This is a genomic window from Xanthomonas sp. AC360, from assembly GCF_979258225.1.
The window spans coordinates 5,149,588-5,170,708 of record NZ_OZ409846.1 but is presented as its reverse complement, the minus strand read 5'-3'; the positions used below and the strand labels follow the sequence as shown (position 1 = coordinate 5,170,708).

Genomic DNA, 21,121 nt, shown 5'->3' with positions numbered 1-21,121 from the left:
TTAGCTGCTCTCAGTCGATCGCCGGCAAAAACACCTTCTGCGGCGGCGGATGCATCAAAAATTGCTGGTGCGAGATATTCCACGCGTAAGCGCCTGCCAGCGGAAATGCCAGGCAGTCGCCCGGGGCCAGTGCGGCGACGGGTTGGTTGCGCGCCAGGACGTCCTTGGGCGTGCAGAGCTGGCCGACCAAGGTCACCGGTGTGTCGCTGATGACCGGCGCGTGCGTCCCGCGCAGCACGCGGAAGGGGTGGTCGTGCGCCTGCGCGGCCGGTGTGCGGAAGTGATGGGTGCCGCCGCGGGCGATTGCGAACCAGGCGCCGTGGCTGCGTTTGAGGTCCAGGACCTCCATCAAATACCAACCGCAGGTGGCGCTGACGTAGCGGCCCGGTTCCAGGCGCAGGCGCAGCGCGCTGCCGTGTTCGTGCAGCAACGCGGGCAGCCCGGCGCAGAAACCGGCCCAGTCGAAGGAGGACTCCGGCGCCAGATAATCCACGCCGAAGCCGCCGCCTGCATTGACCCGCAACGGCCCGAGCGCATAGGTCTGCCGCCATTGCTGCACGGTGCGCAAGTACGCAGCAACCAGATGCAGTTGCGCGCCGGCATCGCGTTGATGCGACATCAGATGGAAATGAAAGCCCTCCAGTCGCAGCGACGGGCTGGCGCGCAGCAGCTGCATGGCGGCGTCCAGATCCTGCGGGTCCAGGCCGAATGGCGAGGGCTGCCCGCCCATCATCAACCGCGTGCTCTGTGCGCCGGGCACGGCGATGTTCATGCGCAGAAACACCGGGACGCAGCGGCCAGCGTGTGCCGCAATCGCAGCCAGCCGTTGCAGTTCGCCGATGCTTTCCACGTGCACGGTGCAGTCGGGCAGGGCAGCGGCCTGGGCCAGCTCGCTGTCGAGTTTTCCTGGCCCGCCGAACAGCAGCGCTGCCTGCGGTTGCTGCGCATGCAGCCAGGCCAGTTCGCCACCGGACGCGGCTTCGAAGCCATCCACATGCGGCGCCAGCGTCTGCAGAATCTTCGGCTCTGCATTGGCTTTTGCCGCATAGAACAGCTCGCACTGCGCCGGCAGCTGCGCGCGCATCCAGGCCGCATGCGCGTGCAGTGCGGCCAGATCGTACAGGTACGCGCAGAGCGGGCCATCGCTGCTCGCCCGTAGCAGCGGCAGCGCGTGGATCACTGCGGCGGTGTCGATGCGCAGGCTCATGCGGCCACCTGCCGTGCGGTGGCGATGTGTGCAATCGGGTTGGGTAATGGGGTGTAGTCGGACTGACGGTCGGCCCGTTGCAGCAGGCGCGTGCCGAGATTGTTCTTGCCAGGCAGCGGGGCGCCGTCGATCAGGCCTTGCAGCGCCGGCTGCGCGCCGTAGCGTTGTTGCCAGCGTGCGGCGAGCTCGCCCACGCACTGCCACAACCGCACTTCCAGCACGCCATCGCCCTCGGTCAGATGGAAGATGGCTTCCGCCAGATTGTTCACCAGCGCGCAGTAGGCAACGCGGTTCCAGCCTTGTTCCGGCGTGTAATACAGCGATTGCCGTGCACGTTCGCCCACACCCTGCAAGCGGCTTTCCGGCCAATGGTGGGCCAGCAGCTTGGTGCCTTCTAGATCGCGAATCCACACGCGCGTCGGCCAGCCGTCGGCAAAGCCGATCACGGTGTTCTGCAGATGCGGTTCCAGCGCGATGCCATGCTGGAACAGCGCGCTCCACACGCCATCCAGCAACAGGGCTGCATAGGCGCGGAACCACAGCAGCGTGGCGGTGTGGCGGTCCATCTGTGCGCTGCTCAGCGCCTGCAAGCGCTGGGCACACACGCTGTTGCCCTGCGCATCACAAGTAAACAGGGCGGCGGCCACCTGCGGCTGCCAACGTGCGCGTTGCGCAGCCGGTATGGTCTTGCGATACAGGATGCCGAAACTTTCGGACAACGCACGTGCGGCTTGCGGGTCGGCATCGTGCAGGGCGCGGTCGATCTGCGCGACATCCAGCGACGTGGCGGCAGGCTCCAGCATCACGTCGAAACCCGGGACCTGCGCCGCCAGTGCCTGCCAGCTGGGCGCCAGCAGGTCGGTCAGGGCGACCGCACTTTCCAGCTCGTACCACGCATTCTTGCGGACGCAATTGGTCAGCCGCACATGCACCGAGCACTTGAGAAAGTAATCCAGCTGCGGGTGATACAGCGTCCGCACCGACGAGGTGGGCCGTAGTGCGTCGCCGTGCAGGCCGACCGGCGTGATCCATCCGCGCGCTTGCAAGGTGCGCAGTAACGGGTCGTCGAGCAGGCGTTGCGCCTCCCACGGATGGCAGGGGTAGAGATCGTCGCTGCCGGACAGCTGCCTCAGGCTGGCGCGCACGTCCTTGCCTTGCACGCGCAGCAGGCGTGGGTCGATACGGAACCAGAACAACTGAAATGCCGCACGCGCTTCCGGTGCGCAGGCGAGCACGTGGTCGAGTGCCACGCCTTCGCGGCTTTTCGGTGTGGGATGCAGCGCGTGGCCCCACAGCATCGATTGCTCGGCATCGATCATCACATCGCCGGTAGGTGCAGTGCGGTGCGCCTGGCGCAACATCGCCGCGGTGATCGCCACGCTGTTGGCGCTTTGCGCAAGCAGCTCCGGGTTGACCGCCTGCGTGCTGCCCAGCGATTGCAGCAGGCAGCGCGCCAACGCATGCGCGTCCAGCGCGTGCCACGGTTGGCCGGCACTTTTGAGAAACGGTGTGGACGCGAAGCGGCAGCGTCCCAAACGGTCTGCGTAGGCAATGCGCACGCACACCGCGCCGCTATCGCCCAGGTCGATGCGCAGCCAACGTTGCTCGGCCATGCGCGGCCCGGGGCGATCCAGCCCGCGGTAATCGAAATCGGCTGCGCGTTGCGGGATGGCGAACTCGCGCAGATAGCAGTTCAACCAGCAACTGCAGGCCTGTGCATCGGCCATGCTGTCGTACCAGGGGTCATGCATCGTGTGCAGCGACATCGGCAGTTCTCCTCGAAGGAAAGCGCACCGCAACGGTGAGCGCAGCGCCAGCCGCAGCCACTGCAGCGGCCAGGAAAGGAAGTGCGGGGCCGGCGGCCTGGGCCAGCGCACCCGCCGCAGCGCCAGCGGCCACGCCGGCCCACTTGCCGCAGGCATCGAAACGGCCGAACAGGCGGCCGGCGCCGTGGCCGCTGGCGACCAGCGCCAGGCTGCGATTGAGCCCGCGCAGGCCGAACAACATGCCGATGCCGAACAGTAGCCGCGCCACCGCCAGCGCGACGGCGTCGTGCAACAGCGCCTGCCACAGGCAGGCCAGCGCAAACAGCAGCAGCCCCGGGATCAGCCATGCCTCGCCATCGCCGCGGCGCCACCACGGCAACACGATCAGATAGACCAGATGCGGCAGGCTGTAGAGCAGGCCCGCAAGCGCGTCGTGACCGGCACCGCGTGCAAGCGCATAGGGAATGAAGTACGGGAAGGTCACCACCATCGCGAAGCAGAACAGAAACTGCGCGAGCAACAAGGCCGGCCACAACGATGCTGTGGCGGCCAACGGGCGTGTTGCAGGTTCGGTAGCTGATGACGTCGTCGCAGATGCGCGTGGACGGGCGGTGGGTTGATCCGCCGGCAACCGCCAGGTCAATGCAAAGGCAAGCAATGGCAGCAACGCGAGCGCGCGGTAGAGCGACTGCGCCGGACCCAAGGCAAGCGCCAGCCCCAGCAACGCCGGTGCGCTGACCATTGCCAGCCGCGCCGAATACTGCGTCCAGTCCAGTGCGCGCGCCAAGGGGCCGGCCTGCGGTTGGCTGGCCAGATACGCGTTGGCCGCCGCCAGCGAGCCGCCGCAGGTGCCTTGCACGATCAGGCCGACCACCAGCCAGCTCAGCGAGGGTGCGAAGCCGGCAATCGCAAAGCCCAATGCCAGCCCCAGTTGCGCGCGCAGCAACGAGCGTTTGCGTCCGTAGCGATCCGCCAGTCGCCCCCAGGTGCTCGCCGTCAACGCAGTGCACAAGGTGGGCAACACATACAGCACGCCGCTCCAGCCCACCGCCGCGGTGGGCGCCAGTTCGGCCAGAACCTGGGGCAGAAACAGTGGCATGCCCAGGGCGGTGAAGGCCGCCAGATAGTGGGCCGCCAGCACCGGGGCGAGGATGCGTTTCATCGCTGACCACCGGCATGGCGACGCGGCTGCGGCTGTGTGTGCGCAAACGCGTTGCCGAACGGATTGGGTGCGCTGTCGCCGTAGAACTTGTTGATGTCGGTGGCACCGGTGAGCTGCTTGCTGAGCAGGCTGCCGGCGCTGAGCAGGTACTTCACCGGCAACCGTGGTGTGGCCAGCAGGCGCCGCGCGGGTGCAGTGTCGATGCCATCGGCATCCAGCGTTGCCAGCGTCTGCGCAACCTGGTCCTGCAGTTGCGCAGCCAGCGGCGCGCGCAGGGCCGGCTGCCAGTCGGCCAGACCTTCGAGTATCGCCTGCAGATCCAGTTGCAGCACGATGGTGCAGAACATCTGCGCCAGCGCGTGTGTCTCGTCCACCGCGATCCGTGCGTCCTGCAGCGCGCCTAGGGTGTCGATGTCCGGTAGTTGCGTACGCACTTGCGGCATGGCGATCCGCGCGGCGTCGTTGTCCTTCATCAACAGGCGCGTGGGCTGGCCGTGCGCATAAACCAGCACGCTGTTCTGTTGATTGGCTTCCAGCGCTATGCCGTAGCGCAGCCACAGACGCAGATGCACAGCCAGCAACAGTTCGGTGTATTCGCGCCACCAGGTATGCACATCGCCGTGCGCGAACCGGTCGGCCAGATGCAGCGCCAGCGGCCGGCCATCGGGCATCGGTGCGCACAGCGCGGCCACCGGGACCAGCGTGGCGGCGTCCAGCGGCGGATAGCACCGCACCAGATAGGCCAGATGCCGGGTGTCGCCGACATGCCCGCCATGCGACTCGTCGACGAACACGCAACGCCCCTGCAATGCGGGGTCGTGCGCATCGATACGGCGTAGCGCGCGCTCCAGCCAGTGCCCGTCGTACAGCGTGGAAGGTTTGATCAGGCGCAGATTCAATGCGCCCAGCGTGCGCATCGGGATCGGCAGTTTGAGATGCAGGTGCGGATGCAGCAGCGGCACCAGCGTGCGCACCGACAGGGTGGGACGCACCTCCAGCCAGGTCTGCGGTGCGCGCAACGTCCCGGGTGGAAGCGCGAAGCCCGGCTGTTCCAGACGCTCCCAGACCAGCGGATGCACCGGCCAGGCGATATGCGTCGCGGCGAGCGCGGGCGGCAGGCCCAGGGTAGCGAAGTCCGGCCATAACGCCTCTGGCGGCGCGCTGGTGCAACTGGCCAGTGCACGCGGAATCGCCAGCCAACGCAGCGCGAAGGTGGGCGCAAATTCCGGTGCATAGTTGCGCAGTTCGTCTGCGTCCAGGCCGGCCTTGGCGCGTGCGGTGGGGTAGAACGGATGATCGCGGTAGCTGGCCAGCTGGTCGCAGCGGTACGCGCGTTCGGCGGCATCGTCATGCTGCAGCGCCTTGGCCAATGCGGGCGCCTGCGCGGCATACGCCTGTTGCGCAAGACCACGGTGCGCGGCGGCGCACTCGGCTTCGTCGGCATAGGCACGATGCAGCTCCTGAGTCTGCACATCCAGCTCGGCGCTCATGCGTTGCAGCCATGCGCGCGCGCCCTGTTCGACATACGCAGCGTCGGAACGTTGCACGATCCAGCGATCGCCGCAGGCGCTGATGTCCTGCAGCACGCCGTGGCGATGGATCGGCAACCACAGCGTGCCGTTGGGCAGATGCGCGATGCGCCACCAGCCGTCCACCGGGCTGGGGTCGGGCCACGCGGCCAATACGCTTGCGTCGGGCGTGGCTGGCGTGCCACGGCTGACGATCGCGCGCAGGTCCTCGCGCAGGCAGGCATCGATGATGCGGGTGGCGATGTAGCGCTGGTCGGCGGTGCTGCTCATGTGCGCACCTGCGCGTTGTCGATGCGCCAGTGCAGGCCCGCTTCGGCATGCACCACGGCCTGTTGCAGCGCCTGTGCATCGCTGGCTACGGCGCTCAACACGCCCAGGTAATCCTTGTTGGAATGGCTCAGCTGGATGCGCTCGCCCGGTGCACGCATGCGCCGGTACTGCACGTCGCTGTGCGCATCGTGATGACGGCGGTCTTCGCTGGCGGTGACCAGCTCGCCGTCGCGCTCGGCCACGTAATAGCGCAGCAAGGCATGCGCGCGGTCGCTGCGCAGCTGCGGCAACGGTTGGCCAAGATGCGGCGCCAGCGCGGCGTTGAACCATTGCCCGCCAAACATGCCGTCGAGCAGAAATTCGCGGCGGTCGCCGATGCTGCGGTAGTTGATTTCCACCAGCACCGGACCATCGGCGGTGAGGATGAATTCGCTATGGCATAGACCGAATCCGACGCCGAAGGCGCGCAGCTGCTGCAGTGCCTGCCCAATCACCGGGGTCTGTACATGCGCATCCCACTGCGCTTCGCATTCGACGAAATGCGGCGGTGGCGACAGCCGCACCTTGAAACCGCCGATGGCGTGCAGCGTGTGCCCATCGCCCAGCGTTTCCAGCGTGAACAGCGGTCCGTGCAACATGCCTTCCAGCAATACGGTGCGCTGCGGGTGGCGCTGCCACAGATCGTCCAGATAGCTTTGCAATTGCGCAGCATCGGCGCAGTGGCGTACATCCAGGCTGGCCACGCCTTCGCGCGGCTTGGCCACTACCGGCCAGGGGATATCCGTTGGCACTGCGGCGCCCGACGTCAGCGTGCAGAACCACGGGCAGGGCAGGCCGCGTGCACGCAGGCGTTGCCGCATCGCTGCCTTGTTCTTGGCGGCGTAACACACCTGCCAGTCTTTGCCCGGCAGCCCAAAGCCGGCAGCCACCAGCGCGGTGCTGGTCTGCAGATGATCGCTATTGCTGAAGACCGCGCGCGGCGCAATGCCGGCGTCATGCAGAACATCCAGCACGCCCAGCGGATTGAAGACATCGCATTCGATCACCCGCTGCGGCGCCTGTGCAGGGTGGTCGCGGAAATGGGCCAGGTGATCGAGGCGATGGTCGGTCAGCAACCACACCGGAACGCCTTGCGCGTGCGCGGCCGGCAAAAAGCCGTCGGTGATGGCCGGGTGGCAGACATGGGTGAGGATCACCAACGGTGCAGCGGATGTTGCAGTCATGGCAGTTCTCGTTCGACAGGGCGGTGGGAAAACCGGTACTGAAACGGGCTGCCTGGCGCCATGATCGGCGTTGGGTGGCCTGCGATGCAGTGATCGCAATGCCGCGTGCTGCGGCGCTGATGCGTGCTTCGTGCACGCAGTGTTTCTGGCGGCGGCTACAGCGGGATCGCCGTTGCCGTCGTGGGCGACTGATGCCCCTGTACATCGGTCGTGTGGTGCTGCTGCTGCGTGCAGCGTGACGCTGATAAAACGGTGCAACCCTCGATCAGGTGCGCGTGGCGGCGACGAACAACTACGCGAGTAGCGCTTGCTTTTTGCTATCGCCCACCGCGCGTATTGCAGTTAGAACGTGTACTCCAGACCTGCAGTGAACGTGCGTGCGGGTGCGGCCTGACGGCCCCATGGGCTGGTGTCCACGCCGCGGAACCAGTACTGCCGGTCGAACAGATTGTTGATCGCCAGCGACGCGCTGAATTTTTGTCCATCGCGTTCGAACAAGGTATGGCTCACCTGCGTGTTCCAGACCATGTAGGCGGGCAACTGGCCCACCGAGGCGATGGCGTTCTCCTGCACCGTGTTGGCCGCATCGCTGAAGGCCTTGCTGAAGTAGTAGCCGGAGAGCGCGACAGTGGTATGACCGAGCGCGTAGTTGCCGCCCAGGGTGATCTGGTTGCGCGAGGTGTAGGGCACACGGAAACCGCGGAACGCCCCCGATTCCTGGCTGGCATCCAGGTACGCGTAGCCTGCGTTGAGGGTGAGCGCACGCAGCTGTTCCGGGCTCCATTGCAGCTCCACCTCGCCACCTTGATGGCGGGTCTTGCCCAGGTTGCGGAACACGCGGGTGGTGTTGTCCAGCTGGATCTGTTGATCGAAGTCGATCAGGTAGCCACCAACCTGGATGCGGGTACGGTCATTGGGTTGATAGCGTGTGCCGGCTTCGTAATTCCACGCAAGCTCGGCATCCAGATTGTTGCCGAAGATGATCTGGGTGACCTGCGGCGCGCGCATCGAGCGCTGCCCGTCCGCATAGAAGAACCATTGCGCGTTGGCCTGGAAACCGACCGTCAGGCCGGGCAGCACGTCGCGAGTCTGGTTGAGCGTGCTCACCCCGGTGGTGCGGTTGAAATAGCGCGAATCCAGGCGCTCGTAGCGCAATCCGGGGGTGATAGTGATGCGCTCGTCCGGCAGCGTGATCGCATTGCTGACATAGGCAGCCAACGCACGGTCTTCGAACTGCCAATCGCGCACGCTGGTGAACAGGCCATCGCGCAAGCGCAGGTTGCCAACCAGAAAATCGATGTCCTCGCGGACCGCGCGCACGCCGGCGGTCCACTGCTGACGCACGCCGCCGGCCTCGCCCATGCTCCAGTTCAGCCGTGGCTCGCTGCCCACCACGCGGAAGTCGCGCGGCGCGGTCTGGCGCAGTTGCGGCGGCAGGTCCGAGCGCCAGGTTTCGGTGGCGGCCTGACGCATGCCGACGATGAAATTGCGGCTGCTGCGCGCGCTGAAATTGGTCCAGGACAACCGAACATCCTGCAGCGGCCCCCAATCGCCCAAGAGTTGCTCATAGCTCAACGATGCACGCGTGGTGCGCCCGTTGAAGCTATCCAGCGGGCGCGTGGACTGGCGCGGGTCGCGCCGATAATCGTCCGGGCTGAGCGCACCGGCCAGATCCATGTCCACCAGATACCGCTGCACGCTGGCCTTGATTAACTTGGTGTCGTCCAGCCACCACTCCGCACGCACGCGCAGATTGCTGATGTCGGTATCGCTATGTGCGCGCCAATATTCGCCCCAGGTGCGATTGGCATCGACCTGCACGCCGAAATTGTCGGTGAGATAGCCGCCGCTGCTCAGCGCGCTGTCCTGCAGAAACTGGCCCTGGCCACCGGCAGTGACCTTGTGCGCCAGCGTGGTGCTCCAATCGCTGGGAATCTCCTTGCTGACCAGATTGATCACCCCGCCCACATTGTTCGGCCCGTACTGCACGGCCGCGCCGCCGCGCACGATGTCGATGCGATCGATCTGATTCAGACCCACCGGAAACAACGACAAGCTGGTCTGCCCATACGGCGCCAGCGCCAGCGGGATGCCGTCTTCGAGCACCTGCACGCGGCCGCTGCGGCTTTCGTACAGGCCGCGCAACATGATCTGCGGCAGTGCGCCGGTGCCGGTTTCGTCGAAGATCTTGATGCCCGGCACACGTTGCAGTGCATCGTCGAGCGAACGATTGCCGCCAGTGCGCAGCTGCTCGCGGTCGATCACCTGGCGGCTGCCCGCGTAACGTTGCACGTCATCCGGTTTGGAACGGCCAAGCAGGCTGCCCTGTACCTGGATCGCATCCAGTGCACGGATCGGTGTCTGACCATCGACGACAGTGGCTTCATTGGCAGCCGGCGCATCAGTGGCAAGCGCCACCTGCGGCAGACCGCAGCAGGCCGCGGCGATGGCGAGGGTCAGGGTGTGCAAACGGATCGGCGACATCTACGGCGTGCTCCTGCAAGCGGGTAGGGAGGCGGGCGCGTCGAAGGTGGCCAGATGGCCGCGCAGCGCGCGTTGAATCAGGGCGCGATCTTCGCCGGCGAGCAGCCAGCGCAGATCCGGTTGTTGCAGCCAGTGCGCGCGTTGCGCATCGGTGCGTGGATTGGGGCAGAACGGCACATCGGCGGCGCGGCAGTGCGCGTGCAGCTGCAGCAGCAAGTCCCACACCTGTGCATGCGTGGGCTGCGGTCCCAGGCCCAGGTCCAGTGCAAGATCGAGCGCGCCTTCCATCACCAGGGCCACGCCGGGTACAGCGAGAATTTCAGGGAGCGCGGCAACGCCGGCAGCGCTTTCGACCATCGGCACGATGCGGATATCGCGGTTGGCCTGGGCGATATACGTGGGCAGATCGACGTTGCCGAAGCCGGTGACGCGGCCGCCGGTGATCCCGCGCCGGCCCAGCGGCGGGAAACGCGCCGCGGCGACGGCGCGCGCCATCTGCTGCGCCGATTCGGCACGCGGCACCACGATGCCGCGCGCGCCGGCATCCAGCACCCGGCCGATCAGTTTTTCGTCCACCTCCGGCACCCGCACCCACGCCTCGCAGCCGGACAGCTCACAGGCGCGGATCGCGTGTTCCAGCTCGTCCGGCGCGCGCAACACGTGCTCCAGATCCAGCACCACAAACCCATAGCCAATGCGGCCCAGCAGCTCGCACAGCTGCACGCTGGGCAATGCATTCAGAACGCCAACCGCATACGCCATGGAAGAGGCTGCCAAGGAAACGGGCGCTCATCCTGCTCTTGATGGGAATGATTATCAAGTTTGTTGAGTTGGTTACTTTTTAAGGCCATGGACTCCCAGCATTCCTCGGTCCCTTGACCACTAACGCGCACTTTAGCCACCGTTGAATTGGCGGACACATGAAGAAGGTTGATCATGAGGGACAGATCTGTCGCCTTCATCGGCCCTCGATGAAGCGCTGCACATATCTACAAGCAAGCCGAATGGTCATTTCGCTCTGTATCTTCATGCCAAGTACTTCGGTGGCGATGGGAGCATGCGTTCTTTATTGGCAGTACTTCGCATGATGGCAACTTAAGGTATGGCTCGTGGCTTGGATTCCTTGAGCGCGCGAACTCGGCTCTTTAGTTGCCATATCCTTAAGGTGATGGTCGCAGCGATAAAGGACCACCCAATGACAATGGATTTTGGTATAAAAATAGAGAGTAAGTCGAGGGCAAGTATTGGATTGGGTAGTCCCAAGAAAAATATTCCAATAAAATAACCATCGCTCAGGTCGCCGATATCAACCCCATTAAAGAAGCAGTTAACTGGCAATCCTTCGATGCTTCTTTGACACCCCGCTGATAGATAGCTTGAAATGTAGCTATATGAAATATTGCCAATAACGGGAAGTCCAAATAAAAGTAAAAGAATGAAGATTGGAATGTAGGGGTAGACGATCCAATTTCTTGCCTTGCGCCATCGTGCCAGAATTTTTTCTTCGGCTGTCACCTTGTTCTCTCCTTAAATTTATCGTGCATCCTAGGGAGGCTGCAATTGCGATGGCAAAGTCGCTAAGTTCGCTGCCGATCTCTGGCTGCCTTGTATATGCTAGAGGTTGTTCGAAGTCTAACGTGTTACCTTTTTGCTATTGTCGGTTGAGGTAAGTGTGGTTGCAACGTAGCAGTTGTCGTTGTGCCTCATAACGCGCATATCACCTTGTGGGGTCTGACTTTTGTGCACATCTAAGGTATTTCAAAAATTCCGCGCCTGCTGGTGCTTACTAACGGGTGCTGACACAATCAAGGGATATGCCTAAAATTAGATAGCAAATCGATAGCCTTGGCAGGCCGTGCCGCTTCGTTCTGGAAGACTCCATAACACAGTAGCTGGCATGGAAATACGCGCCGATGATCGCAGAGTACCGCGATAGGGTAAAAGAGTTTTGCGCAGGGTTAACGCTGTATTCGCGCGCGCCCGCAATCATGTGCGGCAGGAGCAGAGCAGAAAAGCGCAGTGAGCGTGCGACATCGTCGACCCGCAGCGTTAGCCGGCCTTCGTTACAGGACATAACTGACGCCTTTGCAGGCCTATCCAACGTAGAGGCAAAAATCAGCGAATCTTGCGTGCTCCATGCAAGCAGCGTAGGCTCCTGCAGAAGGATGCTTATTGGCGAAAAACATCATGTGTCGCAGTTACGCCTTACTGCTTTGCGTATCCCTTATCACAACATTGTGCGCTTGCAGTACAAAGGAGACGAGCATGCAGTCACAGGATAATCAGGTGAGTGAAGCTGACGGCGATCCTGTTTACCGGAAGAATCCGCATCCCAAGCAGGCTTATCAAATTAGGATGACCATCGAGGGTGCGCCAGGACCATTCGCCGCGGTGTCAGGAACTGCGTTTTATCAGATGAATAACCATCTACAATGCACGCCCGTGGAGCCAGTTGCAGGCGTATGGAGTAAATCCAAGGGTGATGGGATTCCACTAGATTTCAAAAAAATAAATGAAAATGAATACGTTTCGATTGTATTTTTTGATGGGATGATTGATGCTGATTATTATGGAAAAGGAATCTGTCGCTTTGAATTAAATGGTGTTGGGATTACCTTAAAAGCGACGGAAAGAAAAGAAGATACGCGGTTTCAGCCTGGGCTCTTCAAGAGCGAAATTGGAGATGGTAGATCAAAGGTCACCTATTTCTGGTCTGGTGGGTATCCGAGAGACAATTTGGATGGCTTTCCAGATCAAGGTGAGCCTGATCCTGCTCGCTTCAAGGAAGATCTTCGTAATGATTTATTCAAGGTGACTTTACTTCTAAGAAAAGAGGAACTTTGATAATGACTTTGACAGCTCAGCAAGCGGCTGCTATTGCCAGCGATGTATATGATAAGCCGCGAGAAACAGGTAGTGATAGTGAGCCTGTTGCAATCGGTGGTGTTCTTTACAAGCGATTGGAGTACGTGGAAAAACCCTCGGGGTATCAGGGGATGATCTATCAGCGGATGGACAATAAAGAGATGGTCGTCGCCCACCGCGGTACAGAATTTGACCGTCAACCATTACAGGACGGTCTCTACGCCGACGGGGGGATGGTCTCCACGCGTCATAACGCTCAGGTTTCCGATGCAGTCGAGCTCACCCAATACGCGATCGCGTTGGCAGAGCATCAGTCAAAGCGTGACGGACACAAGCCGGAAGTCACCGTCACCGGCCATTCTTTAGGCGGCGACCTCGCCCAGGTCACCGCGCATCACTTCGGCCTCAACGGCCAGACCTTCGACGCCTACGGTGCGGTCAGTCTGGATCGGCGGATTCTGGAAGGTGGCAACGATGTTATCAATCACGTCATGGCCGGCGATGCGGTCAGCGCTGCCAGCCGGCACTACGGGCGGGTCGAGATCTATGCCACGCCGAATGAAATCGCTACGCTGAAAAAGTCCGATTACGCCAACGACAACAGTGTGCTGGACGCGCGCGATCCCTTGTCTGCTGCAGTCAGGTTGGGCGAGTCGCACCGCATGCACAACTTCCTTCCGGTCGATGGCGCTGGCAAACCAGATCGCTCCGTGCTGGAAGACCCGACAACACAGCAGCTGGCACGGCAATACGCGCCGATGATCGCAAAGTATCGCGATGACATAGAAGCGCTGCGCTCAGGGGTGACGTTGTATTCGCGAGGCGCGCCGGGCCTTGTTCGCGATGGAGTTGACCACCTGCGTGGTCCGGTGGAGCCGGGTGTTGGGCGCCTGGAAATGGAGGCGCCGAGCTGGCAGCAGCAGATGCAGGAGTTTCAGCGCGACCGCGAGCGTAGCCATGCACCGCAGGCATGGCAGGTTCCGCTGAGGGAAGACGTGCAAGTTGATCGAGCGCTAGCACCGCAGGGGGGCGGATCTCCATCGGTGCGGGAAGATCCAGGCGTGTTCCTTGACCGCATGTTGGCTGCTGCACAAAGCGGTGACCGCGACCAGTTCCGGCAGATGACCCAGATATTGGCCAGCGAGCCGCCAGGCCGTGCGCTACGCGCCGAAGCCGTCGAGGCGGTGAACCAGCACGAACAGCAGGCCGCGCAGCAAGCGATGCAGGCGCAGCGGCAGCAGGCAGAGACACAACAGCAGGAAACGATGCGCGTCGGCGCGCGCAGCCTGTAGTCGTCATCAGGAGAAAGGCAGGACGCACGATGAACGCACAAGATCCGCTTGCGCTGGTTAGCAAGGCAGCCTCGCTCATGGAGCAGTTCGAGCGCCGATGCATCGAATTGGAACAGCAGCAGAACCGCCTCGCGCAACAGCTGGAGCAAGTTGCGCATTCGCTGCCTGGCGTGATGACCCGTTCGACGGAACAGACGCTGCAGCGTGTGCCCGATACATTGATTCGGAGCATGCAGCAAGGAATGGAGCAACCCGTCGCCGGTTTCGAGAAGCGGCTGCAGCAGGCTGGTAACTTGATCGGTGAAGGCGCGCACTCCTTGTCCGATCAACTTAAGCGCATTGAGCGCGGGCAGCGCGTGTTGTTGTGGAAGGGTGCGGCCGTCGTTATCGGGAGTCTGCTGCTCTTACTGGCTGGTGGCGGATGGTTGCTGACCCAGTATCGCGATGAGATTCGTGACAATCAGTTGCGTGCCGAATTACTGCGCGCCTACAACGCAGCCGATGTCACCCTATGCGACGGCAGGCTCTGCGCCAATGTCGAGACAAAGGGCGCAGCCTATGGCGACCGACGACAATATCGGCCAGTGAGGCCGCGCTGATATTCTGCGTCACTCACCAGTTCACCGGCCGCACCGCTCATCCAGCAAATTCGGCGGACGCAGCGAGCGCAGGTCTGTCAGACATCCACTCCTGCAGTGGGCCGGCGCAGCGGCTGGAGTTTCGGCCGGGGTAGTTGCCGCAGGAATCTGCGCCCGGTGCGTATCGCACCTGTGGTGCTGCGGCGCGATGTCTACGTTTGCCCAATGGCTTTATCTGCAGTGTCGTCGGCTTTGCCCTCCGGCCGCTCTTACGACGCCGGCACGTTCAACGCACGGTACGGCGGCGTGGACATCACCATTTCGGCCAGCGAGTAGGCCAGTTCGCGTTCGGCCAGCACTGCGCCGTCGGCGCCGTGTTCGAGCAGATGCTTGACCTCGGCATCGCTATGCGCGCGCGCCAGCAAGGTCAGCGACGGGTTGATCGCGCGCAGCTTGGCCAGCGCTTCGCCGGCCTCCAGCGGTTGCGGGATCGCCAGAATCGCGATTTTTGCGTTCTCCGGACGTGCTTCGGCCAGAACCCGGTCTGCCGCTGCGCTGCCACGGATGCCGGGGATACCGGCCGCATGCGCCTTGGCCACATGGTCGCCGTTGTCGTCTATCACCAGTACCGGCACGCCACGGCTGCGCAGCAGCTGCGCCAGCGCACTGCCCACGCGGCCGTAGCCGATGACGATGGCATGCCCGTCGGCCGGCAATGGCGGGCCGGGCGGCAGTTCCGGCTCTACCGTGGCTGGTGCGTCCTGTGCCTGTTTGGCCTGCCAACGGTCCAGCCACGAGAACAGGAACGGGTTGGCCACGATCGACAACAACGCGCCGGCCAGGATCAGATCGCGCCCGGTCTCCGGCAGGATCGCCAGCTGTACGCCCAGCCCGGCCAGGATGAAAGAAAATTCGCCGATCTGCGCCAGGCTGGTGGAAATGGTCAGCGCCGTGCCGGTGGGATGGCCGAATGCACGCACGATCACAAATGCCGCCAGCGACTTGCCCAACGTGATGGTCAGGAAGGTGGCCAGCACCTGCCACGGGTGCGCGATCAGAATCATCGGGTCGAACAACATGCCTACCGACACGAAGAACAGCACCGCAAATGCGTCGCGTAACGGCAGCGAATCGCTGGCCGCCTTGTGGCTGAGCTCGGATTCCTTGAGCAGCATGCCGGCGAAGAACGCGCCCAGCGCAAACGACACACCGAACAACGTGGCCGACACGAATGCCACACCCAGCGCGATACCGAGCACGGCCAGGGTAAACAGCTCGCGCGAGCCGGTCGCAGCCACTTTTTCCAGCGACCAGGGAATCACTCGCCGGCCGATCACCAGCATCGCCGCGACAAACGCCACCATCTTGAGCAAGGTCAGCCCGAGCGCGGCCAGCAGCGAGCTGGACGCGCCGTCGTGCGCAGCTGGCGTACCGGTCCCGAGCGCATCCGCCAGCGCCGGCAACAACACCAGGGCCAGCACCATCACCAGGTCTTCGACGATCAGCCAGCCCACCGCGATGCGGCCGCGCTGGGTGTCCAGCAAGCGGCGTTCTTCCAGCGCGCGCAACAGCACCACGGTACTAGCCACCGACAGCGCCAGGCCGAACACCAGGCCATGAATCAACGGCCAGCCCATGCTCCAGGCCAGCGCCCAGCCGAGCAGCGTGGCCACCACGATCTGCGCCAGCGCACCGGGCACCGCGATCCACTTCACTTCCATCAGGTCTTCGAGCGAGAAATGCAGGCCCACCCCGAACATCAGCAACATCACGCCCAGCTCGGACAGCTGGTTGGCCATGGTCTGATCGGCCACGAATCCCGGTGTAAACGGCCCAACGCAGACGCCAGCCAACAAGTAGCCGACCAGCGGCGAGAGCTTCATCTTCTGCGCGAGCGTGCCCAGGATGAAGGCGACCGCGAGGCCGACGGCGATGATGTCGATGAGGCTGGTGTCGTGGTGCATTCCAATCCGTTGTGAGAGTGTCCGAAGTGATGAAACGGCGTGACCAGCCAAACGAACTGCGCCGGGCAGCGCCTGCGGGCATCGCGAATGAAGTGCTGGAATCCGGCGCGGGGGACCAGAGCCGCAGAGCGGTCCGGTTGGCCGGACGCCCATAGTACACAGCGCATGATTAACGCGATGCGACACGTAGCGCATGCGGCCGCGAGGGGCGATCCGTTGGTGACGGTGATGCGGGTCGCTCGAACCGATGCCAGCACTGCCAACCGACGGACCGCTGCGGCCGCGGCGTCGCCGGACAGCACATCCATCGACACCGGCCACCATCGACAGCGCACTACGACTGTGCCGCAGCGCTGAATAGCGTTATGACGACGCGCCACGTAACCATGGCCGATTGCACGTCCCCATGTCACCCGCACAGGCAGTGGTTTGCGTGTGTACGCCATCGCTGGCCCTTGGTTGCAACAGGCGCGAATCGATCGCTACGCGGCTACGCGCGTGTCTCGCAACGCGCAACGCGTGCGACGTTGCGCATGCAACGCGGCAATCGTGGAGACGGTTGCGCGCTGTCATCGATGCGCACGCGCTATGACGCAACGGCGCCGCCGCACAGGGTTTGAAGTTTGACGACACGGCTTCGCGCCTGTGTCAGGCAGATGCGCAACGACGGCTGACAATCCAGGCGTCGCTTCGCGCAAGCGGTCTGCACTCCCTCCCCATGCCACGCCTTAATCGCTTCCCCCGCGATCAGGCTTCACGAGCCCAGGTCATGCATCTCAGCGACTTCGCAACAGAACAGTTTCGTCAGGATCCGTATCCGACCTATGCACGCCTGCGCGCCGAAGGGCCGCTGGTGGAGGTGGCAGAACGCCGCTTGATGACCGGCCACTACGCGTTGGTCGATAGTCTTCTCAGCGACCGACGCGTCGGTCGCGATTATCTGCAGAGCATCCGTCTGCGCTATGGCGAGGCCGCCGTGGAGATGCCGCTGTTTCAGGGCATGAGCCGCATGTTCCTGATGGTCAATCCACCGGTGCACACGCGTCTGCGCGGGCTGATGACCCAGGCATTCAATGCGCGGCAGATGGAGTCGATGCGTCAGGTGGCCAGCGACACCGCTGCGGCGCTGATTGCTGGCTTTCGCGCACAGGGCCACTGCGATGTGTTGCGCGATTTCGCGTTTCCGCTGCCCATCAGCATCATCTGCCGCATGCTCGACATCGATCCTGCCGACGCCATCACGGTCGGGCAGGCCACCAGCGCACTGGCCAAGGTGTTCGACCCGTTGATGACGCCCAAAGAGCTGGAAGCCACCAGCGCGGCGTATCTGCAGTTGGAACGCTACTTTCATGCGGTGATCGAAGCGCGTCGAAGCAGTGATGGCGACGATCTGATCTCACGCTTCATTCGTGCAGAGGATCAGGGGCACCGGCTGAGCAGCGACGAGATCGTCTCCAATGTGATCCTGCTGTTTTTCGCCGGCCACGAAACCACCTCCAACATGATCTGCAATGCACTGGTCGCCCTGCATCGGCATCCCGAGCAGTTGGCGCTGCTGCAGCAGAACCCGGCCTTGCTGCCCAATGCTGTACTCGAATGCCTGCGTTACGACAGCTCGGTACAGATGGCCACGCGCACGGTATTGCAGGACTTCGAGATCGCTGGGAGCGCGTTGCGCGAAGGTGAGATGGTGTATCTGATGCTGGGCGCGGCCAATCACGACCCGGTGCAATTCAGCGACCCGCAGGTGCTGGATATCCGCCGACAGCAAGGGCGTGCGCTGTCGTTCGGCGGCGGTATTCACCACTGCCTGGGCAACCGGCTGGCCTTGATCGAAATGGAGGCAGCGCTTGCTGCACTGCTGGAGCAGTTGCCGGCGTTGCGCCTGGAGCAACCTGAGACGCTGACATGGAATGACCGCGCCAATCTGCGTGGCGTGGATGCCTTGCCGGCGTCGTGGTGAAGCAACGCGTGCTGCCTTGCACGAGCCGCGCGTTAGGAACTGGCACACGCGTGGTCGCGATGACAGCGACAGGCATCGCCAAGCGATCGGCGATGCCTGTGCCACGCCCGCGCTGATCGCAGTCTGCGATCAGCGCGGGCGCTAAACAGCCAATACACGTCCCGAATCAGAACCGATAGGTGACCCGGCCATACCAGTAGCGGCCGTTGAAGCCGAACGGCGACAGCGACGAATATTGCAGGCCGCCAGCACGGTCGTCGTAGGCGGTGGTGAGCTGCGCCTTGGTCGGGTACTGGTTGGTGATGTTGTCCGCACCCACGGTGAAGGTGAACGCGTCCCAGGTCTGGCTGGCGGCCAGATTCAGCAGCCAGCGCGCGTCATAGGTCTGGTCCTGGCTGCCATCGGCCGGGTCGCTGATGCGCTTGATCGATCCGTAGCGGGTGGCGTTGAAGTTCAGCGCGAATCCGCCGATCGACCAGTCCGCGGCGGCCATGTACTTGGTGCGCGGCGTGGCATCGGTGAGCAGGCCCTGGCTGGCGCGGCCGAAGTTGGGGTTGGACAGCTCCAGGATGGTGGTCTTGTTGTAGTTGGCGCTGGCGCTGAGATTGAGCTTGCCGTAGTTGCCTAGATCGGCCAGGTAGCTGTTGATCCAGTCCACACCGCGGGTGCGGCTGGTGGCGCCGTTGACGAAGAACTGCACCGCCGCCACCTGGCCGATCGGCTGCGCAAGCTGCAGCTGATCCGAATACAGGATCTGGTCCCAGATGCGGATCTGGTAGACGTCCAGGCTGGAGGTGAAGTTGGCGGTGGGCTGCCACACGCCGCCCAGGCCGTAGTTGGTGGATTTTTCCGGGCTCAGCGGGCGGGCGCCCAATGCGACAGCCACCGGGTCGGAGGTGCGATAGGTGCCGACCTGCACCAGCTCGCCGTTCTGGATCAGCGTCACCACCGAAGCGTAGTTCTGTTGCGCCAGCGACGGGGCGCGGAAGCCGTTGGAGATGGTGCCGCGCAACGAGAACGTATCGCTGAATGCGTAGCGCGCCGACAGCTTGCCCGAGCGCGTGGAGCCGGCGTCGCTGTAGTTTTCGAAGCGCCCGGCAATGCCGCCGGAGAGCTTGTCGGTGATGTCCGCTTCCAGGTTGGCGTAGACCGCATTGCTATGACGACCGAAGCGGCCGGCCACCGAGGGCTCCAGGCCGGAGAACACCTGCGCGCCACCGGGGTAGGGCGCGCCGGTGTCGGGATTGATGGTGTTGGGATCGAAGAAGTACGAAGCCGGCGAGCCGGCGGTGATCTCATAGCGGTCCTGACGGTGCTCGGCACCGAAGGCCACATTGACCGGATACGCCAGGCCCCAGTCGAAGGACTTGTTGACGTCGACATTGACAGTACCCTGCTCGGTTTCGAAGCCGCCGGAGTTGAAGTTGGTCGGCGAGGCGCCGGTGGTGTAGTACAGATTGGTGTTGATGCTGTTGAGGATGTTGAAGGTCATGTCGTTCTTGCCGTAGGTGGCCGACACGTCCCAATTCCATTCGTTCTCGGTGCTGCCCTTCAGACCCAACACGGCCGAGCGGTCGTTGGTGGGGTTGTAGATCTGCGGCAGAAAGCCGTTGGGATAGATCGCCTGCACATTGCGCGCGGTGTTGTCGGCGGCGCGGTAATAGCCGTTGGAAGTGACTTCGCGACGGCTCATGCTCAGATGGCCGTACAGCTCCACATTGGGCGAGAACTCATAGCCGAATGCGGCCAGGCCCTGATAGAAGTTGGACGCCGGGTCGCCGTGGCGCTGATACGGCACACCGCCCGGATTGGGCGTCCCCGGCACGGTGGTGGCGCGGTTGGTGTTTTCGCCGCGATTGGTGCTCATGGTGTTCTGGTAGTTCCACGACAGCCGCACCCAGCCCGGCGCGGTGTCGCCGCCGCTGCCGCCGAAGGCCAGGCCCACCGAACCATCGATGCCGTTCTGCTCGCCATCGCCCTTGTCCATGATGCCGCCGTTGACCGAGATGCTGTTGCTGCCCGCAGCGGCGCCGTGTTTGAGCACGATGTTGACCACGCCGGCGATGGCATCGGAGCCGTATTGCGCCGATGCGCCATCGCGCAGCACTTCAATCCGCGCGATTGCCGACATCGGCAGCGAGTTCAGATCGGCCGGCGCCGAGCCGCGACCCACGTACGGGTTGTAGTTGATCAGCGAAGAGGTGTGATAGCGCTTGCCATCGACCAGCACCAGCACCGCATCCGGCGACAGCCCGCGCAGGGTGGCCGGGCGCGAGGCGTCATTGCCATCGGAAATCGCCGGGCGCGGGAAGTTCAGCGACGGCAGCAGCTTGCCCAGCGCCGTGGCGATGTCGGTGGCGCCGGTGGCCTGCAGCGATTGCTCGGTGATGATGTCGATGGGCGATTCGGATTCGGCCACGGTGCGGTCGCTGACGCGGGTACCGGTGACGATCAGAGTGTCCAGGGTTTTCTGCGGCGGGGTCGATTGCGACTGCGCACTGGCAGCGAACGAACAGACGGTGAGTGCGACTGAAATCGCCAGCGAGAGTGCGTTGGAGGTGTGCATGGGAATCAAGGCTCAAAGGGGATGAAGGACGCAGCGGTGAAGTGCGTGTAACCGGGAGAAGACAACTGCGTGGGGCGATCGGGCATGCACGTTGGGTCTTTGCAGATGCAAAGCGGCAGGCGTGGCAATACCGGCGATCTGCAACGCGCCATGCAGCGCGTTGTGCATCCTTGCGGGGCGTCCTTGCGAAAGCGGCGAAACGAAGATTCGATTGCCCGCACTCCGCGTCGCGAGAGTGCAGGCGCAAGACCG

Annotated in this window: 14 protein-coding genes; 4 read left to right on the top strand and 10 right to left on the bottom strand. The window is 63.3% G+C overall.

What is annotated here, in order from left to right; translation table 11 throughout:
- Positions 1-10: 10 nt before the first annotated feature.
- The 8 genes from ACZZ0O_RS22165 to ACZZ0O_RS22130 form a co-directional block, all read right to left on the bottom strand.
- Complete coding sequence (locus ACZZ0O_RS22165) at positions 11-1,207, bottom strand: type III PLP-dependent enzyme (RefSeq protein ID WP_463591862.1); 1,197 nt, start codon at positions 1,205-1,207, stop codon at positions 11-13.
- On the bottom strand, positions 1,204-2,973 hold the full coding sequence (locus tag ACZZ0O_RS22160; RefSeq protein ID WP_463591861.1) for an IucA/IucC family protein: 1,770 nt from the start codon (positions 2,971-2,973) through the stop codon (positions 1,204-1,206). Before ACZZ0O_RS22160 ends, ACZZ0O_RS22165 begins: the two co-directional genes overlap by 4 nt.
- A complete protein-coding gene (locus ACZZ0O_RS22155) occupies positions 2,951-4,135 on the bottom strand; it encodes an MFS transporter (protein WP_463591860.1) in 1,185 nt (394 codons plus the stop codon). Before ACZZ0O_RS22155 ends, ACZZ0O_RS22160 begins: the two co-directional genes overlap by 23 nt.
- On the bottom strand, positions 4,132-5,934 hold the full coding sequence (locus ACZZ0O_RS22150; RefSeq protein ID WP_463591859.1) for an IucA/IucC family protein: 1,803 nt from the start codon (positions 5,932-5,934) through the stop codon (positions 4,132-4,134). The genes ACZZ0O_RS22155 and ACZZ0O_RS22150 overlap by 4 nt, the downstream gene beginning before the upstream one ends.
- The gene (locus tag ACZZ0O_RS22145; protein ID WP_463591858.1) at positions 5,931-7,157 is read right to left on the bottom strand and encodes a siderophore biosynthesis protein PvsA; all 1,227 of its coding nucleotides are present in this window, start codon (positions 7,155-7,157) and stop codon (positions 5,931-5,933) included. The genes ACZZ0O_RS22150 and ACZZ0O_RS22145 overlap by 4 nt, the downstream gene beginning before the upstream one ends.
- 342 nt (positions 7,158-7,499) lie before the next feature.
- Entirely contained in the window at positions 7,500-9,641 is a 2,142-nt protein-coding gene (locus ACZZ0O_RS22140; RefSeq protein WP_463591857.1) for a TonB-dependent receptor family protein, read from the bottom strand.
- Positions 9,642-10,403, bottom strand: a complete 762-nt coding sequence (locus ACZZ0O_RS22135) for an HpcH/HpaI aldolase family protein (protein ID WP_463592512.1) — start codon at positions 10,401-10,403, stop codon at positions 9,642-9,644.
- A gap of 333 nt (positions 10,404-10,736) precedes the next feature.
- Positions 10,737-11,156 carry a hypothetical protein gene (locus tag ACZZ0O_RS22130; RefSeq protein WP_463591856.1) on the bottom strand — a complete coding sequence of 140 codons (420 nt, stop codon included), beginning with the start codon at positions 11,154-11,156 and terminating at the stop codon, positions 10,737-10,739.
- A 750-nt stretch (positions 11,157-11,906) separates the two neighbouring features.
- Here ACZZ0O_RS22130 and ACZZ0O_RS22125 point away from each other — a divergent pair.
- The 3 genes from ACZZ0O_RS22125 to ACZZ0O_RS22115 are packed head-to-tail and all read left to right on the top strand — an operon-like array spanning position 11,907 to position 14,397.
- Positions 11,907-12,485: a hypothetical protein gene (locus ACZZ0O_RS22125; RefSeq protein WP_463591855.1), complete on the top strand. Its 579-nt coding sequence runs from the start codon at positions 11,907-11,909 to the stop codon at positions 12,483-12,485.
- A 2-nt stretch (positions 12,486-12,487) separates the two neighbouring features.
- Complete coding sequence (locus tag ACZZ0O_RS22120) at positions 12,488-13,798, top strand: alpha/beta hydrolase family protein (RefSeq protein ID WP_463591854.1); 1,311 nt, start codon at positions 12,488-12,490, stop codon at positions 13,796-13,798.
- 29 nt (positions 13,799-13,827) lie between these two features.
- Complete coding sequence (locus ACZZ0O_RS22115) at positions 13,828-14,397, top strand: relaxation protein (RefSeq protein WP_463591853.1); 570 nt, start codon at positions 13,828-13,830, stop codon at positions 14,395-14,397.
- A 248-nt stretch (positions 14,398-14,645) separates the two neighbouring features.
- Here the strand turns inward: ACZZ0O_RS22115 and ybaL are convergent, their stop codons facing one another.
- On the bottom strand, positions 14,646-16,340 hold the full coding sequence (gene ybaL, locus ACZZ0O_RS22110; RefSeq protein WP_463591852.1) for a YbaL family putative K(+) efflux transporter: 1,695 nt from the start codon (positions 16,338-16,340) through the stop codon (positions 14,646-14,648).
- 769 nt (positions 16,341-17,109) lie between these two features.
- Between ybaL and ACZZ0O_RS22105 the strand changes: the two genes are divergently transcribed.
- Positions 17,110-18,303 carry a cytochrome P450 gene (locus ACZZ0O_RS22105; RefSeq protein WP_463591851.1) on the top strand — a complete coding sequence of 398 codons (1,194 nt, stop codon included), beginning with the start codon at positions 17,110-17,112 and terminating at the stop codon, positions 18,301-18,303.
- 166 nt (positions 18,304-18,469) lie between these two features.
- On the opposite strand, the gene ACZZ0O_RS22100 is transcribed toward ACZZ0O_RS22105, so the two are convergent.
- The gene (locus tag ACZZ0O_RS22100; protein WP_055849028.1) at positions 18,470-20,869 is read right to left on the bottom strand and encodes a TonB-dependent receptor plug domain-containing protein; all 2,400 of its coding nucleotides are present in this window, start codon (positions 20,867-20,869) and stop codon (positions 18,470-18,472) included.
- Positions 20,870-21,121 lie beyond the last annotated feature (252 nt).